We start from the raw sequence: 16102 nt of genomic DNA on the forward strand, positions 1-16102 counted from the left end.
AATACGAAAGAGTACAAACACAAAAGCCAATTTATGCTTTCGTGACTTTGCTACCTTTAAGTGCGTAACGAGTGCCGGTGTGAGGACAAATTGATTCTGCCTCGCCTTCTATTGGCAAATCGATTTGTTCGCCAAACTCGCTCATCCAACCAATTTGCTTTGCGGGTACGCCTACCATGAGAGCGTAAGCTGGTACGTCTTTATTAATAACCGCTCCGGCGCCCACGAAAGCATATTCGTTGATGGTAACACCGCACACAACAGTGCAGTTGGCTCCCAGGGTGGCGCCTTTTTTCACCAGGGTTTCCCTATATTCGCTTTTGCGTTCAATCAATGAGCGTGGGTTGTATACGTTGGTGAAAACCATACTGGGGCCACAGAACACGCCTTCTTCTAAGTGTACGTTGTCGTACACGGAGACGTTGTTTTGGATTTTACAGTTGTCGGCAATGGTGACTTTGTTGCCAACGAAAACGTTTTGCCCCATAGAGACATTCTTGCCGACTCTGGCGCCGCCACATACGTGCACGAAGTGCCATACGCGGGAGCCTTCGCCGATTTGGGCTCCTTCATCTACGATGGCACTAGGGTGAACCGTTACGCTCATACCAGCACCTTTTTCAAGAAGGGATGGTAGTCCCCAGTCAGTCCTTGCGACTGAGCTTCACGAATATGCGAGACGGTGTCGATGGCAACGCGGTTTTCTTCGAGGCCGAAGCCGTTTCCCTTTAAAATCTCTTCATAACTGCGAGTATGCAGGTCCGTGAAACCGCCAGAGAATTCAATATCTTCGCCTTCACAGGTTATGGAGCGAAAGGTACGTTGGCCAGCGGCGCGTACATCGGCAGGTACATCATTGATGTCAATCGACAGGAACCAGCGCACTCGCGCCTGGGTATATTCAAGATAACCCGCCGCTTTTGTATCAGAGCTGTGGTGCACCACATTCTGCTGCAGATCGCCAAAAACAAAATGCAACATATCGTAAAAGTGCACACCAATATTGGTGGCTATGCCACCGGATTTTTTGGCATCGCCTTTCCAGGACTGCAGGTACCAGTGCCCGCGCGACGTGATATACGTGAGGTCCACTTCGTATTTGCGGTCTTTAGGACCGTTCTGAACCTTATCGCGCAAAGCGATTATCGAAGGGTGCAGTCGCAACTGCAAAATGGTGTTGACCTTGTGGCCCGTGTCTCGCTCGATCTCTTGTAGACCATCAATGTTCCAGGGGTTCAGCACCAGCGGCTTTTCACAAATAGCATCGGTTCCCGAACGCAAGGCAAAACGCATATGGGAATCATGCAGATAATTGGGCGAAGCGATCGCAATATAGTCCACTTTTTTATCGCTTTTGGCTCGCCGAAGTTTGTCAACATGACGATCAAAACGCTCGAATTCGGTGAAGAAGTCGGCATCCGGAAAATGGCTGTCGATAATGCCGACGGAATCGTTAATATCCAACGCCGCTACCAAATCATTGCCGGTGTCTTTGATCGCTTTCATATGCCGTGGAGCGATATAACCGGCTGCGCCGATCAGGGCAAAGTTCTTCATGTTCTGCATATCCTTTTATTACGCCTTAACAATGTGTTCAGCTGGCTCGCGGTATTTGCCACGGCTGTCGATAATTAGCTTGGCATGTTGTTTGATCATGTCATAGTCGAAGCGGTCGTGATCGGTTGCCAACAATACCGCATCGAAGGTCGCAAGATTTTCAGCAGTCAGTGGCTCACTGGAGAGCTTGAAACTGTACTCACGCATTTTCGGGAATACGGGCACATGGGGATCCGAATAGGCCACAATTGCGCCTTTGCCTTGGATCAGCTCCATGATTTCTACTGCAGGAGACTCCCGCATGTCGTCCACGTTCTTTTTGTAGGCAATGCCCAACACAAGCACCCGGCTGTTCTTTAGGGCTTTGCCAGCATCGTTCAAGCCGTCCATCAATTTGCTAATCACGTATTCGGGCATACCCCGGTTTACCTCACCCGACAGTTCGATAAAACGGGTGTTCAGCCCGTATTCGCGAGCTTTCCAAGTGAGATAGAAGGGATCTATGGGAATACAATGGCCACCCAGCCCCGGCCCCGGATAATACGCAGTGAAACCGAACGGTTTAGTCTTGGCCGCGTCTACCACTTCAAAAATATCGATGCCCATGCGATCAGCCACAATCTTCATTTCGTTGACCAAACCGATATTTACTGCGCGGTGTATGTTCTCTAATAACTTGGTCATTTCTGCGGTTTTAGTGGAACTAACCGGCACAATTTGGTCGATGGCGGGCTCATAAAGGGCAATGCCTACTTCCAGGCAAGCGGCGGTATGGCCCCCAACCACTTTAGGGATTGTGTGGGTTTTAAAAATCGGATTACCTGGGTCTTCCCGCTCCGGTGAATAAACCAGAAATATATCTTCGCCTACCGTAAGGCCGCCTTCTTCAGCTCTTGGCAGCAACTCTTCTTCGGTGGTACCAGGATAAGTTGTACTTTCAAGCGAGATCACCTGCCCTTTTCGCAGGTACGGCTTGAGAGCGTCCATGGTATTGGTGACGTAGCTTATGTCTGGCTCGCGGTATTTGTTCAGAGGTGTAGGCACGCATAGAATCAATGCGTCACAGTCGCGGGCCCTGCTAAAGTCAGTAGTAGCCTCGAAACCACTCTTGAAAGCACTCGCCACCAAGTCTGATGAGATATGTTCAATGTAGCTTTTGCCGGCATTCAAGAGATCAACTTTTGCGATATCTATGTCGATACCGATTACTTTACATCCGACGTCAGCATATCGCAGCATTAGCGGCAAACCGACATAGCCAAGGCCTGCAATGCCTATTACGGCCTCTTTGTTTTTTAGCTTCGAAAGTAAAACTTCTAGAGTCGACATAGGGTTCTCTGGTTCTCTGGTTCTGAATTTTGTATGTTTCTAAGTCGCATGTTTTGGCACGCTACCGCCCCACCGACCAAGCCTCAGCGTTTTAAGGTCACAGGAATAATAAGCACACCGACGAAACGAAAAGCGTCACCGAGTGATGAACGCTTTCAATTCGTCGTCACTGAGCGCCGTCACTCGCCAGGCGATCTCTCACTGAAGACGCAAACTCACTCATAAAAGTCACCAAAACGCCTATCATGAGCCCCAACAACACTGCCAACGCCATAATCAAACTGCGCTTCGGGGCTATTTTTTCAGCGCTTTGACGGCTGGTAACGAGTAGTTCAACGTCATCAAGACCCACGAGCTGAAGCTCAAGCTTCGAACGATTCTCAATTGCACTGGCAATTGCTTCACCGGCATCCTTTTCACCTTTCAGCAAGTCAACAGTCCTTCCCAGTGATTGTATCTGGCTCTCCAGACTGGCTTGCTCTACTTTTACTAGGCGCCCTTGAGAGTCAGCAACTTTGGCTATCAACGCTTCATGAACAGCTTTTACGGATTTACTATTTTCAGCCGTAGTACTGCTGTTGAATTGAATAAGGCCGGTATCTTCAGGATTACTGAAGGACACATCAAAAGGCATTTTTTTATCATGCTCGGCTCGATAAGCCGATTGCGCCTCCGGCAACCAACGATTTTCCAGTGTTGCAATTGCCGTTGTAGGCGGCTGAACAAAGGTGCCGCCGTCTTTTTGGGCCACCTGAACCAGGCTAACGTATTGGTATTCGTTCGGTGTTAACAGCGCGTAGGCCAAACCCGCAAGCGTAATTGCAACGAAAACGGCGTAGAAGGCCCGGCGCCTGCGAATAAAGATCGCGGCAAGATCGACCAGGCTGATCTCATCAGAATAGTCTGTCCGGTGATTGTTAGGAGAAGTCATTTGTTGATCTTGCATTAACGTCGAGTCCCAAAAATAGCTTGTGATCTGGGCACGTGATTCAGCTAAATCAGATGCCAGCTTTATTCGGACTGTATTCTACAGATTCCGCCTACTAATTTCCGTCATCAGATAAGGAAATTCCCCGATTTAACGTTTTATCGCCGAAACCGGCACCTTCACCCGCTGATGCTTTTGCATAAAGCTAATGAGCACGATGGCCCGCTCTTCGCCATCATACGCCTGAAATACTGCATTGATGCCTTCAAACGCCCCCTCACTCATTTGAACCGCTTCGCCATGCTTGAGCCCGCCCTGCTGCGTAATGGCATTCAGGCTGTCTTTGACGTGCTGAATAATTTCATCGGAGATGGCTGCCGGCTTGTTCGCAAAACTGACAACCCTTAGAACGCCGCGGGTTGAGCGAATTTTTGCCCAGTTGGGATCGGTCTGTTCGAGATTGACGAACATATAACCACGAAACAGTGGTTCAAGCTTTTGGGCACGTTTTCCGGATTTGATTTTTTCTACCTGAACTTTCGGGTAGAAGCAGTCAACGTCCTGATTCTGCAGGTGGGCAAGCGCCCGATCGCCTTGTGCGGGCTTGTGCTGGAGAGCGTACCAAGTCATACGGTTCCGATGTCAGTTAGTGGGGAACGTTGATTCTAAAAGCGCATCAAAAATACCAGTTTCCTGCCGCAATAAAATACGGGTTTAGCACATTCTCTTTGCCGTACTGCAAAGGCGCGCCTTCCAAGGTGTGTACGTTACCGCCTGCGGCAAGCAACACGGCGTGTGCGGCGGCGGTATCCCACTCGCAGGTAGGGCCCATGCGCGGGTATATGTCGGCCTGCCCTTCGGCTATTCGGCAAAACTTGAGCGAGCTGCCAGCCTGGACTGTTTCATGGGCGCCCAGCGATTCGATGAAAGCGCGGGTTTCATCATTCAGGTGGTTCTTGCTCGCAACAACGCGCCTGGTTGTTTGCGGTTGCGCCACTCCGATGCGTTGAATTTGCCCTGCCTGGTCACGCTTGCTGGCGCCCTCCCCTTTGATGCCCCAGAATGCCTCTTGCAGCGCCGGGGCCGTGACAACACCCATCACCGGTTCGCCGTTCTCAATCAAAGCAATATTGACTGTGAACTCCCCGGAGCGCTGGGTAAATTCTTTGGTGCCATCAATGGGATCCACCAGCCAGAACCGCTGCCAATGTTTGCGCTCATCCCACGGGGCCTGAGCGCCCTCCTCTGAGAGGATTGGAATATCCCGGCTGATGTGTCGCAGGCCTTCCAGAATAATGTCATGGCTGGCCACGTCTGCTGCGGTGATCGGCGATTGGTCTTCTTTATAGCTCACGTTGAAATCCGATTGGTAAATGCGCAGCACCTCCGCGCCGGCCCTGTCGGCTATTTTGAGCACGTCTGCAAGAATTGAGCTGTGGTGCATGGTTTGCATCCTGTCTCGCTTTTGGTGTTTTAGGCTATTAATCAAAAGAATCAATCAAGAGTATCAAATAGTGAGCCCCTGCCCCACGCAAGCTTTCCCCAGCGGGCGCTTTCAGGCAATCTGGTCGATCTGATTCCCCGAACGCTCTAGCCCTAACAGATAGAAGGCTGTTGTACATGAAACGTCACTCTACCGGAGGCACGGCCGGCTTATTTTTGGGCTCATGGCGCTGTAACCCCGGGCTCGCTGCCCTGGCGCTTGGTGCAATTTTGCTAATGATCGCAGCCGGTTCAGTTCAAGCCCAGCCGTTTACGCTGCCGGGCATACCCGGGTTTTCAGCGCAAACGCAGGAGCCAGAGAAGGCGTCGCCTGAGGAGCTGGAAGCCTCACTGAATACCACAATACAAGCCCTGCAAGATGATGAGAGCCGGGAATCTCTGGTCAAGCAGCTCAAAACCATACAGCAAGGGCTGCAGGCGGAATCGTTGCAAGCCGCCAATGAATCGGCCGTTGACCACGGGCTGCTGGGTGCGCTTGCCAATTTTTTCGGCGAAGCGGCCAATCCCGACAGCTCCGAAAAAACCTCTCTGGGCAAGTGGAAGTCGAATTTTCGCAACGCTTATCTCGCGGCTGAAAAACTCTTAACCGGGATGTCGTTTCGCGTATTCGCCGAAACCATAGCCGGCGTTACCGTATGGTTGATCGCACTGTGGGGACTTTCCCGTCTGGCTCGCTTGCTGTACGCATGGCAGGGCTGGCCGGTGCAGATGCCAAGGCAGCCCAGGCCGTGGATGCTGATCGCGCATCTGGCGCGGCGGCTTTTGCCCTGGCTGATTACCTTTACAGCGCTTTTAGCCGGCCTGCCGACGTCGGGCATGTCGGAAGCCGCTCAAAACACCGTGCTTATTCTGGCCTACGCCGCTCTGAGCGCCCGAGGCCTGACCACATTCTTTGATGTGACCATTTCTGTTTTCTCCAGCGGCCATCGCCTGACCGCCGTTCTTATCCTTCGCCGCAGAATGCTGGTGCCGCTGTTCATCATCGGCGTGCTATTCGCCCTTGAGGATGCTTTGGGTACAAGCGAACTCACCGACCAACTCGGCGTGGAACTGGCCAGCGCGCTTGCGCTGACCTTCAGCATAATCGCCGCCCTGCTGAGCTTTTTCCTTATCGTTCGAAACCGCCGGCCGGTTACTCACCTGATTCGCAACCGCCCTTACACGCAACGCCAGAACCAGGGTGTGTGGCGGGAAGTGACCGCCCTTCTGGCCCGGCTTTGGCATATACCCATGCTAGTGGCTATCAGCGCCTCGGTGGTCGCTGTTTTTGCAAACGGCGGAGAGGCCGATGCGGCGCTGGGCAAAGCCATGATCTGCGCGCTGCTGCTTGCAGCAACACTCGCGATTCAGGGCCTGATTGGCATTCAGGAAACTCGGCCCAAACACCACGCACTGAGTAAATTCAGCGGAAGGCTGGTGCGCTTCGGCTACCGTTTGGTGCAAACCGCTGCGTGGCTGATTTTCTTTGAACTGGTGTTGCAGATATGGGACTTGTCGCTACTGGGTTTGGCAGGCAAACCGCCGGTGAGCATTGGCCTGGCGGGCAGCGTGGTTGGCGTGATCCTCACGTGGCTGATTGCCAATCTTGTCTGGATTTTTGTGGATGAACTTCTGGAGCGGGCGTTGCACGGCGGAGATCGCAAAACGCGAATCAACCCGGCAAGGGCTCAAACCATTGTGCCCATTGCAAGAAACACACTGCTGGTCATCATCATAATCGTCGCTATATTAGTGGGGCTCTCTTCCTTAGGCGTCGACGTAACGCCACTGCTGGCGGGTGCCGGCATCATCGGCCTGGCGGTCGGTTTTGGCGCCCAGACTCTGGTTCAGGATTTGATCACCGGCTTGTTCATTGTGGTTGAAGACTCCATGTCAGTTGGCGATTTTGTGGAGATCAACGGTTTTATGGGAACCGTGGAAGGCTTCAACTTGCGCACCGTGCGGCTACGGGACCTTGAAGGCGTTGTTCACCACATCACTTTCAGCAAAATCAGCTCCATTCACAACATGTCGCGGCAGTTTGGTATTGCGCTGATCAAGATCCGGATTCCGAGAGAACTGCCCATTGATGACGCCATACTGTTAATGACAGAAACCGCAGAAGAGCTGCGCACGCAACCGGATATGCGATGGCTAATCTGGTCGCCGCTTGAAATGCAGGGCATTCACTCATTTGAGGAAGGCTGCCCGGTGTTGCGGATGCGAATGCGCACAAAACCCGAGTGCCAGTGGGATGTTTCCCGGGCGTTTAATCTGTTGCTTAAGCGCAACATGGAAGAGCGCTATATTGATGTTGCGGCACCGAGGATTAGTGTGCAGATGGATGCGGAAGGGGGTGGCCGTTCGTCGGTTATAGAGGGGCGGCATAGTCCTGAGGCCTGAGGGTACGCTGCGGAGACAGAGGCTGTGGTCGCCGGAGACTTTACAAAGGATCAAGCCCCTCTTTTGCTGTGCCTGTCCATGACCACTTATAGCAACACATTTGTTGCTATTACTTTTCAAAGCATCTAATATGTTTCTTATTACTTAAAAAGCAACTTATGCGTTTACATAAATGACCCCACTACTGCAACAACTCAAACATCGACGATTAACGCTCGGCCTCAAGCAACGCGATATGATGCTACGCGTTGGGGTCTCGCGCCAACAGTACCAACGCTTGGAATCCAAGGGAAATCCCAGGCTGGATACTCTGGAACTGATAGCGAAAGGCCTTAACAGCACACTCATGCTTATCCCCGAAGATAAGCTCAGCGCGGTTCGCGCCGTGCTGGAGAAAGAAGTTGGAAATTCTGATATGGGTTCACCCACACCGGATAAATCGCCAGAATCTGCCAAAGATAACAGGAAACAAAGCCTGGTTGATAACCCATGGCAAGGTTTACTGGGGGAAGACATTGATGAGCGATGATTTCACGGAAGAAGTGAGCGCACTCCGCTTGACGCTGCACGGTAAACTGGTTGGCTACCTGGCCGGTTTTCAGGGCGGGCGCAATGTTTTAAGCTTTGCTGAGAGCTTCCGAACAGATACGAACCGTCCCACATTCAGCTTGATTACTCACCCGGTATTCCCACACGCAGAGAAATTGATTGCCGAAGCCTGGACAAGAACTCAAAAACTGCATCCCGTACTGTCTAATTTGCTTCCCGAAGGGGCGTTGAGAGCGTTAGTTGCGCAAGGGCTCAAAGTTCACACCGATAATGAATTCCACATTTTTTCTCATCTGGGGGAAGACCTGCCAGGCGCTTTAGTAGCCGAGCCCATGAAGCCAGAAGATGTACCAAAGAGTGTTCTTGGCACTCGTGGCAACGCCAGAGCCGTTACGTTTCAGAAAACCTCTTCCGGCAATAAGTTTTCTCTGGCCGGTGTTCAAATGAAGTTTTCAATGAAAGCCATTGATGGTCGTTACACTCTTTCAAAAGGCAATATTCTGGGCGACTGGATTGTTAAAACACCGTCTACGTTACACAGAAATGTACCAGCCAACGAGTTCACCGCCATGACGCTGGCGGCACTCGCCGGAATCAATATTCCTGACATCGAACTGGTTGAATTAAGCAACCTGGACAACCTCCCCCAGATAAACCTGCCCGATGAGAAACAGGCTTTTGCGATCAAGCGCTTTGATCGCGACAATGGCACCCGCATCCACATGGAAGACTTCGCCCAAGTGCTAATGAAGTACCCTCACGAGAAATATAATTCGGCAAGTTATGAACAAATCGGCCGAATTCTCTACAAATTTTCCGGCGACGGGCTAGTCGATGCGCAACAATTCGCCAGGCGATTGCTGGTAAATATTCTTCTCGCTAATGGCGATGCGCACCTAAAGAACTGGAGCCTGCTTTATTCCGACCAGGTTACCCCCCGGCTCTCGCCTGCCTACGATATCGTCACAACCAGCGTTTACATTGAGAATGAAACACAATACGCGCTCAACCTGGCAAAAACCAAAGACTGGTATGGCGTTTCATATGCGCATTTCCAATCCTGGGCTGGCCGGTCCGACATTCCGTGGAGAGCAATTAAGCCACACCTGGATGACACAATGGAAAAAGCAAGAGATCTGTGGCCAAAGGCCATCGGAAACCTACCTATGAATGAAGGCCACAAGCGAAAGCTCAAAAAACACTGGAGCAAACTGGAAAGCGATTTTCGTATTCTGTGAAATAGGGGCATTACCAAGACCGTGTTACCGGGCGCAGTTACGAGCATCGACGGGCCTGGATTGAGGATGAATGCACAGGTCATTTTTGGGAAAGCAGATTCAAATTCCAGGCATTAGACACAGAAGAAGCCCTCCTCGCCTGCATGGCCTATGTAGACCTGAATCCCATACGGGCTGCCATGGCAGATACTCCAGAAACGCCGGAACGACAAACGCGGGGCCATTGATGAAAAAGCGCTGCCCATTCTACAAAGGCTGAACCTGGACCCAGGCCGCTTAGTCTCCCCCATTCCTTGATCGGCAACCCATCGGCACCTCTGCCGAGAACGCCCCCTGCCTGAAATTCGGTGATTCCGACGTTTTGCACCGGAATGCCGCCGTGAATTGACCGTAACTCCGAAATAGACGCATCAGAAACGACAAAGGCCCGAAGTTCGAAACCGTCGGGCCTTTGGGTATCACGTCAGGCTATGCTGTGCCTGTCCATGATCACTATTTTGAGTTAGATTGTTGGCGTCTACACTCAGACTCGTATATTCTTTGTATATACAACTGGATTAAGGAATACAATGACACTCAAATGCTCATCTGCAGTAAAGCAGAAGCTGGCCGAGAAGCACGGCGTCAGCTTGGAAGAGATTCAGCAGTGTTTTGCTAACCGAGAAGCTGGTCTACTTGAAGACACACGAGAGGATCACAAGACCGACCCAGCAACACAGTGGTTTATTGCTGAAACGGATTACGGTCGCCTCCTAAAGATAATATTTATCCTCAAGAATGGCGATATTTTATTAAAGACGGCGTATGGCCCGAACGCGAAAGAAGAAGCCATCTACGCAAAATACGCCCACTAATCAGTGATAGTCGCAGAAAGTAAGTGAAGAAATCCGAAGCGACGGGAGAGTTAATATGAGCAAGAAAACAGTAGGGACCTCGGAAGCCTGGGAAGAAGGCGACTTGGGCCAAAACGAAGAATTTGTCCGTGTATCCAAAAACGTTGACGATACCGCGCTGAATGAAGCTGCCGGCCTACAGCCAATCTCTATTCGTTTGCAAAAATCACTGATTGAAGATTTCAAGATGATCGCGGAGATCAATGGCATTGGGTACCAGCCTTTGATTCGCCAGGTGTTGAAACGGTTTGCGGACTCAGAAAAGCGACGGATACTGCGTGAAAAATCTGCAGAAATACGTGCTCTTGGGGATGACGATCCTAACGGCGGTGAAAACAAGCAGGCGTTTGGGTAACTCGGAGGGTAATCCCCCCAATATAAGCCGATATTGCTTATTCACTCGAATAGAGCACAACCCAGCCAACTTTCCACCAAGATGCTCAAAACGGTTTCCTGGCGGGCGCGTTCGCCATACTGTTAACCAAATTCCTTGCAAACATCAACAGAAGTCTGGATTGAAGAGCGCACACGCCTTCTGTCATCCGTGTTTTCAGTGGATATCGCAGCCTATGCGGTAATGTCTAACCACTATCATCTGGTGGTAAAACTCAGCCCGGATGAAGTGGACTCCTGGGGCAATGATGAGGTTCTGGCGCGCTGGTGCAGTCTTTATAAGGGGCCACCACTGGTGCAGCGTTATTATCGGGGGGATCACCTCTGCCCAGCCGAACTGCGTCGAATCGATGAATACGCAGAAACCTTCCGCCAGCGATTGGGAGACTTGAGCTGGTTTATGAAATGTCTGAATGAAGCTATAGCTCGACAGGCCAACAAAGAAAATGAATGCACAGGTCACTTTTGGGAAAGTAGATTCAAATCCCAGGCATTAGAAACAGAAGAAGCTCTGCTCGCCTGCATGGCCTATGTATACCTGAATCCCATACGGGCTGCCATGGCAGATACCCCGGAAACGTCGGATCACACCAGCATCAAAGAACGCATCCAGCCTGCCTTTAATCTGGCTGAAGCGATTGCGGGGCAAACGGAGCAACAGGCTTTAACGGAATTTGCGATGCCGCTGAAACCTCTGCTGGCTTTCGAAGGTGTTATCCGCAACAGCGTTCAGCGCAGGATACTGTTCAGCTTTGAAGATTATCTTGAACTGGTAGACTGCACCGGACGAGTCAGCCGGAACGACAAACGCGGGGCCATTGATGAAAAAGCGCTGCCCATTCTGGAAAGACTGAACCTGGACCCAGGCCGATGGTGCCATCGGGCGACGGCGTTTGAGGACAGCTATCAGGATTATCGAGCCCCCGCTGGCCGGGGACAAGCGGCCTAGACTCCCCCATCCCTTGATCGACAACCCATCGGCACCTCTGCCGAGAACGCCCCCTGCCTGAAATCCAGTGATTCCGGCATTTTCCACCGAAGTGCTGCCGTAGATTGGCCATGAGTCCGAAATAAACGCATCAAAAACGACAAAGGCCCGAGGGTCGAAACCGTCGGGCCTTTGGGAATCACGCCAGGCTAAGCTGTGCCTATCCATGATTAATTCCGAGGGCCCTACTCTGGCATTTGGCTCGGACGGCGAGGAAAGTTCCCGTGAAACCAAAACCTGGGCAGAGCTCCAGTTGGCACATTATCATTATAATAGTTTAGGTCCCTCTCCATAGCTTTGTGATACGCCACCACTTCGTTCAACCAATAGTAGCATGGCACGCTTATTAGCAGCCCAACCAACGCGGCTGCAAAAGCTCTGGCTTTAGGGTGCCTGGGCGTGACTTTCGGAACGTTTGGTGTAATCAGTGCCCAAAACACACAAAGCACTAGAAAGCCGATTAACATCGAGCCTGGCGCCATAAATACGGCAGAAACACCGGCATGTAATAGAGCAGCTGAAACCGATGCAGTAAAAGCCGCAAGCGGCAGCGCAAGATCATTATTTTCATCAGCACGCACTTCATTCCGCCGCTGCCAGAAAAGTCGCACTGCCTGGCCCACCAGCACTAAAAGAGCACCCATTAGCAACCATCCATACTCTGCCGCCCACATCAAATACATATTGTGAGGATGGCCAAACTTGGGAGACCGCTGGTACTCCTCCGTCAATATTTCATGCGTTAGCCACGATTGAGGCCCCATGCCAAACGGAAAATTCTTCAAACTCATTTGCCACGCTTCAAGAAACAGAGGCATCCGGCCAGATGTGTCTGCCTTCAGCGCGCGAAGACTAATTTCATCTAGCAACAACCAGGGGACAACCACGGAAAGGAGTAGCCACGCAATTACGCCATACGCCAAATAACGTAAAAACACCTTCAACCAAGGTAGCGCCGGGCGACCAATCAACATAGCAGCAATAAAAACTCCAAACGCGATTCCCAACATAGTTCCCCGAGAAGACGAAAGGAACACAATCCACCACCAAAGTGCCGCTCCCAAAGCAACAAAAAAACGCCATAGCCTTTGGTTTCTAAGCGGGCCCACAAGCACGGCTAGGGGAAGCAATGGAAGCAGCCACGTGGCGATGTGACTCCAATAGCGAATACTTACAAAGCCCCAGGGAATAAAGTTCGAAAGGTTTGCTACCCGATCAGAGAGTGCAAAAAAATAAACCGTTATAGTGGCGCCGCCATAAAAGGCAGTTGTGACCGCTGCGACACTGACGAAAACTACGACCCAGTATTGCTTCTGTTGGCCATTTCTCGGCAAGCTACCGACCAACACAAAGCCAAGAAAAAATGCTGCATACATTCCAGGGTCTGTCCAATTATGAGGAACTTCACCAAAAGGCAATGCCAATATGATAAATCCACCCGCAATGAAGACGGCAGGCCACATACGCGCGTGCAGAGCCCAGCCGCGCTGATAAATCCCCCCCCCTGCCGACAGACTAACTAACAACCCCAATAAGCCTACCAACAAATACCGCTGTGACGCATAACCACCGACTGGCAGCGATAGAAAATCTGCAAATAAAACGCTGACAAACTCCGCGGCGACAAGTAACCAAAGAGTTGCATTCCAAATTCTCTGCATTACGTCCTCTGGCCAAAGGGTTAAGCATTGTGTATAGAGTGGAGAGAAAAGCTCAAAAGCTTTTCTCTCATCCACAAACAACAGATGCGATTCATCACAGGCGACGCGGACGCAAATGGAGGGGCTAGATTTTGCTTTCCCATGGCTTTTGCATACACACCAGAACGGCAAAGGCCCGGGGTCGAAACCTCCGGGCCGTTTGTAATCAGATACGCTAGTCCCTAAATGTGATTGTTCTTAAGATGCAGGACAACCCGAGGGGGCAAATGATTTTTTGAACGCTGCTGCACTGCCACCATCTACTTTGCACGTGTAAGCGCCTTCTGCAGTGCGCGTCAGGATCACTTTTGTACCTTTGATACCAGAACTCACATTATTATCTAATGTAGCTTCAAGTGTCTTGCCACCAGTGCCATCAATATTGATTGTAGGTGCGGCCGCAAAAAGATCGGAAGACGTATAACCGAGCTCGTCAGCAGCACTAGTATAACTTGCACTGGCGTCGTCGATTGCGCTTGGATTATTGCCTCTCAGAAGCTCTTCTTCTATTGCTGTTTTCAAAGCAGACACTTCGCTAACCGCTCGGGTAATCTGCGACCGAGCAATATAATCCTGATACTGCGGAATAGCGATAGCCGCCAAAATACCAATGATCGCAACAACGATCATCAATTCAATCAGCGTAAAACCCTTCTGAGCATGATTAATTTTCATGTTCTTCATATTCGACCTCTGCTTTTGTCGTTAAGAAATCTGAGATGGCCCGGAGTCGGTGGAGTTAATCCCGCGACCAGTTTTACTGAGCCTGAAGTTCATAAAGCATCTAGCGTGCCAACCATGAATCCAACCCCATAAACCGCCAAGAATCAGTCAACTAAGCCATACACTAACGCCTGACACGACACTTCTAACTTGCATACGTAAAGCCCCTCCCTGTCACCCACTGACAAACTTTGTCACTCACCCTGCTCAACCTTCCGCCTGAACAACTCCAATCCCTACCCCAAACCAACACACACCTTTCCAAACCCAGACCAGCCATCTAAACTCTCCCCAATCAACACAACCTCATTTCAGTAACCTGGGCAGCGCTCTTTACCTAACTTATGGCTACTAATCAAAACAACATCACGCTTACCGGTCTGGCCCGTCGCTTTGTGGATGACGGGCTTCTCGAAGAGGCCGTCGCCAAGGATGCTTTTTTACAGGCATCCCAGAACCGTATTCCGCTGATTACTTACCTTACCCAGAATAAACTGGCAGACAGCTCCAAGCTGGCTTTTTCGGCGGCGATGGAGTTTGGGGTGTCGGTGCTGGATCTCTCGGCATTCTTACCGGAAATGATGCCGGAGAAGCTGGTCGACGAGAAGCTGGTGCGAAAGCACAACGCTCTTCCGCTTTATAAGCGGGGCAACCGACTGTTTATTGCGGTATCTGACCCCACGAACATTCAGGCCTTGGATGAAATCAAGTTCAACACCGGCCTGAGCACCGACCCCATTCTGGTTGACGATGCGAGGCTCCGCGAAGCGATCGATAAGTATCTGGAGTCCCACGACACCAGCATGGGCGATCTGGATGATGCGGACCTTGACGGTGTGGAAACCGAGGGCGGCGAGCACGACGATGAAGACGTTGTTACTACGAACGATGTAGACGACGCACCTATCGTAAAGTATGTAAACAAAATGTTGCTGGATGCCATTCGCGGGGGCGCCTCGGATGTGCACTTTGAGCCTTATGAAAAAATTTACCGGGTTCGCTCCAGAACTGACGGTATTCTGAAGGAGATGTCTCGCCCCTCCATCAAGCTGGCACCCAAGATTTCGGCGCGCATAAAGATTATGGCCCAACTGGATATTTCCGAGCGCCGGGTGCCTCAGGATGGCCGTATCAAGATGAAGCTGTCCAAAACCAAAGCGATTGATTTCCGGGTTAACACCTTGCCAACGCTTTGGGGTGAGAAAATCGTTCTGCGGATTCTGGACCCCAGCCAGGCCAAGCTGGGCATTGATGCGCTGGGCTATGAGGAAGATCAGAAGAAGCTGTATATGGATGCGCTGGCCCAGCCACAGGGCATGATTCTGGTTACCGGGCCAACGGGCTCCGGTAAAACCGTGTCGCTCTATACAGGTTTGAACATTCTCAACACGGCGGATATCAATATCTCCACAGCGGAGGACCCCGCCGAGATTAACCTTGAGGGCATCAACCAGGTTAACGTAAACAACAGAGTTGGTTTGGGTTTCGCGGAAGCGCTGCGGGCTTTCCTTCGCCAGGATCCAGACGTGATCATGGTGGGTGAGATTCGGGATCTTGAAACCGCCAATATTGCCATCAAGGCCGCGCAAACCGGTCACCTGGTTCTCTCTACCCTACACACCAACAGTGCGGCAGAAACTCTCACGCGAATGATGAACATGGGCGTGCCGGCATTCAATATTGCAACGTCGGTAAGCCTGATTATTGCCCAGCGGCTGGGCCGAAAACTGTGCAGTGCATGCAAACAGCCAGGCGATGTGCCGAAAGAGGTGCTTTTGTCCGAAGGGTTCACACAGGAACAAATTGATACAGGCTTTACGTTGTTCCACCCCAAGGGCTGTGATAAATGCAATGGTGGGTACAAAGGCCGCGTCGGGATTTACGAGGTGGTGAAGGTAACTGGAAAGCTGGCCAGCATG

Annotated in this window: 16 protein-coding genes; 7 read left to right on the forward strand and 9 right to left on the reverse strand. The window is 51.3% G+C overall.

The annotated features are described in order from the left end of the window. Positions 1-31 precede the first annotated feature (31 nt). The 6 genes from ENI00_RS18465 to cysQ all read right to left on the reverse strand — a co-directional run bounded on the left by ENI00_RS18465 (position 32) and on the right by cysQ (position 5258). On the reverse strand, positions 32-607 hold the full coding sequence (locus ENI00_RS18465; RefSeq protein ID WP_304105758.1) for an acyltransferase: 576 nt from the start codon (positions 605-607) through the stop codon (positions 32-34). Then, positions 604-1557 (reverse strand): Gfo/Idh/MocA family oxidoreductase, encoded by a 954-nt coding sequence (locus ENI00_RS18470; RefSeq protein WP_304105759.1) that lies wholly within the window; start codon positions 1555-1557, stop codon positions 604-606. Before ENI00_RS18470 ends, ENI00_RS18465 begins: the two co-directional genes overlap by 4 nt. Positions 1558-1575: 18 nt before the next feature. Then, positions 1576-2886: a UDP-N-acetyl-D-glucosamine 6-dehydrogenase gene (gene wbpA, locus ENI00_RS18475; RefSeq protein WP_304105761.1), complete on the reverse strand. Its 1311-nt coding sequence runs from the start codon at positions 2884-2886 to the stop codon at positions 1576-1578. 166 nt (positions 2887-3052) lie between these two features. Next, the gene (locus tag ENI00_RS18480; protein WP_304105763.1) at positions 3053-3817 is read right to left on the reverse strand and encodes a Wzz/FepE/Etk N-terminal domain-containing protein; all 765 of its coding nucleotides are present in this window, start codon (positions 3815-3817) and stop codon (positions 3053-3055) included. Positions 3818-3964: 147 nt separating this feature from the next. After that, on the reverse strand, positions 3965-4444 hold the full coding sequence (rfaH, locus tag ENI00_RS18485) for a transcription/translation regulatory transformer protein RfaH (protein ID WP_304105765.1): 480 nt from the start codon (positions 4442-4444) through the stop codon (positions 3965-3967). A gap of 46 nt (positions 4445-4490) precedes the next feature. Continuing rightward, a complete protein-coding gene (cysQ, locus tag ENI00_RS18490) occupies positions 4491-5258 on the reverse strand; it encodes a 3'(2'),5'-bisphosphate nucleotidase CysQ (RefSeq protein ID WP_304105766.1) in 768 nt (255 codons plus the stop codon). Positions 5259-5434: 176 nt separating this feature from the next. On the opposite strand from cysQ, the gene ENI00_RS18495 reads away from it, so the two are divergent. From ENI00_RS18495 to ENI00_RS18515, 5 genes are all read left to right on the forward strand, one after another. Further along, positions 5435-7699, forward strand: a complete 2265-nt coding sequence (locus ENI00_RS18495; protein WP_304105768.1) for a mechanosensitive ion channel domain-containing protein — start codon at positions 5435-5437, stop codon at positions 7697-7699. A gap of 172 nt (positions 7700-7871) precedes the next feature. Then, complete coding sequence (locus ENI00_RS18500; protein WP_304105770.1) at positions 7872-8228, forward strand: helix-turn-helix transcriptional regulator; 357 nt, start codon at positions 7872-7874, stop codon at positions 8226-8228. Beyond that, complete coding sequence (locus tag ENI00_RS18505) at positions 8218-9486, forward strand: type II toxin-antitoxin system HipA family toxin (protein ID WP_304105772.1); 1269 nt, start codon at positions 8218-8220, stop codon at positions 9484-9486. Before ENI00_RS18500 ends, ENI00_RS18505 begins: the two co-directional genes overlap by 11 nt. Positions 9487-10055: 569 nt before the next feature. Next, positions 10056-10340: an ADP-ribosyl-(dinitrogen reductase) hydrolase gene (locus ENI00_RS18510; protein ID WP_304105773.1), complete on the forward strand. Its 285-nt coding sequence runs from the start codon at positions 10056-10058 to the stop codon at positions 10338-10340. Positions 10341-10395: 55 nt separating this feature from the next. Beyond that, positions 10396-10734 (forward strand): hypothetical protein, encoded by a 339-nt coding sequence (locus tag ENI00_RS18515; RefSeq protein ID WP_304105775.1) that lies wholly within the window; start codon positions 10396-10398, stop codon positions 10732-10734. Here ENI00_RS18515 and ENI00_RS18520 read toward each other — a convergent pair. Beyond that, positions 10636-10875, reverse strand: coding sequence for a type II toxin-antitoxin system RelE/ParE family toxin (locus ENI00_RS18520; protein WP_304105777.1), 240 nt, complete (start codon positions 10873-10875; stop codon positions 10636-10638). The genes ENI00_RS18515 and ENI00_RS18520 overlap by 99 nt on opposite strands. Between ENI00_RS18520 and ENI00_RS18525 the strand changes: the two genes are divergently transcribed. Continuing rightward, positions 10870-11721 (forward strand): transposase, encoded by an 852-nt coding sequence (locus tag ENI00_RS18525; RefSeq protein ID WP_304105779.1) that lies wholly within the window; start codon positions 10870-10872, stop codon positions 11719-11721. The genes ENI00_RS18520 and ENI00_RS18525 overlap by 6 nt on opposite strands. 224 nt (positions 11722-11945) lie before the next feature. Here ENI00_RS18525 and ENI00_RS18530 read toward each other — a convergent pair whose 3' ends face one another. Both ENI00_RS18530 and ENI00_RS18535 read right to left on the reverse strand, forming a co-directional pair. Beyond that, positions 11946-13421 (reverse strand): O-antigen ligase family protein, encoded by a 1476-nt coding sequence (locus ENI00_RS18530; protein ID WP_304105781.1) that lies wholly within the window; start codon positions 13419-13421, stop codon positions 11946-11948. A 237-nt stretch (positions 13422-13658) separates the two neighbouring features. Further along, positions 13659-14144 (reverse strand): pilin, encoded by a 486-nt coding sequence (locus ENI00_RS18535; protein WP_304105783.1) that lies wholly within the window; start codon positions 14142-14144, stop codon positions 13659-13661. Positions 14145-14527: 383 nt separating this feature from the next. Here ENI00_RS18535 and pilB point away from each other — a divergent pair. After that, positions 14528-16102 (forward strand): type IV-A pilus assembly ATPase PilB (gene pilB, locus ENI00_RS18540; protein ID WP_304105785.1); only part of this gene is annotated, 1575 nt, incomplete at its 3' end.

Source organism: Marinobacter antarcticus (genome assembly GCF_011049865.1).
Taxonomy (GTDB): Bacteria; Pseudomonadota; Gammaproteobacteria; order Pseudomonadales; family Oleiphilaceae; genus Marinobacter; species Marinobacter antarcticus_A.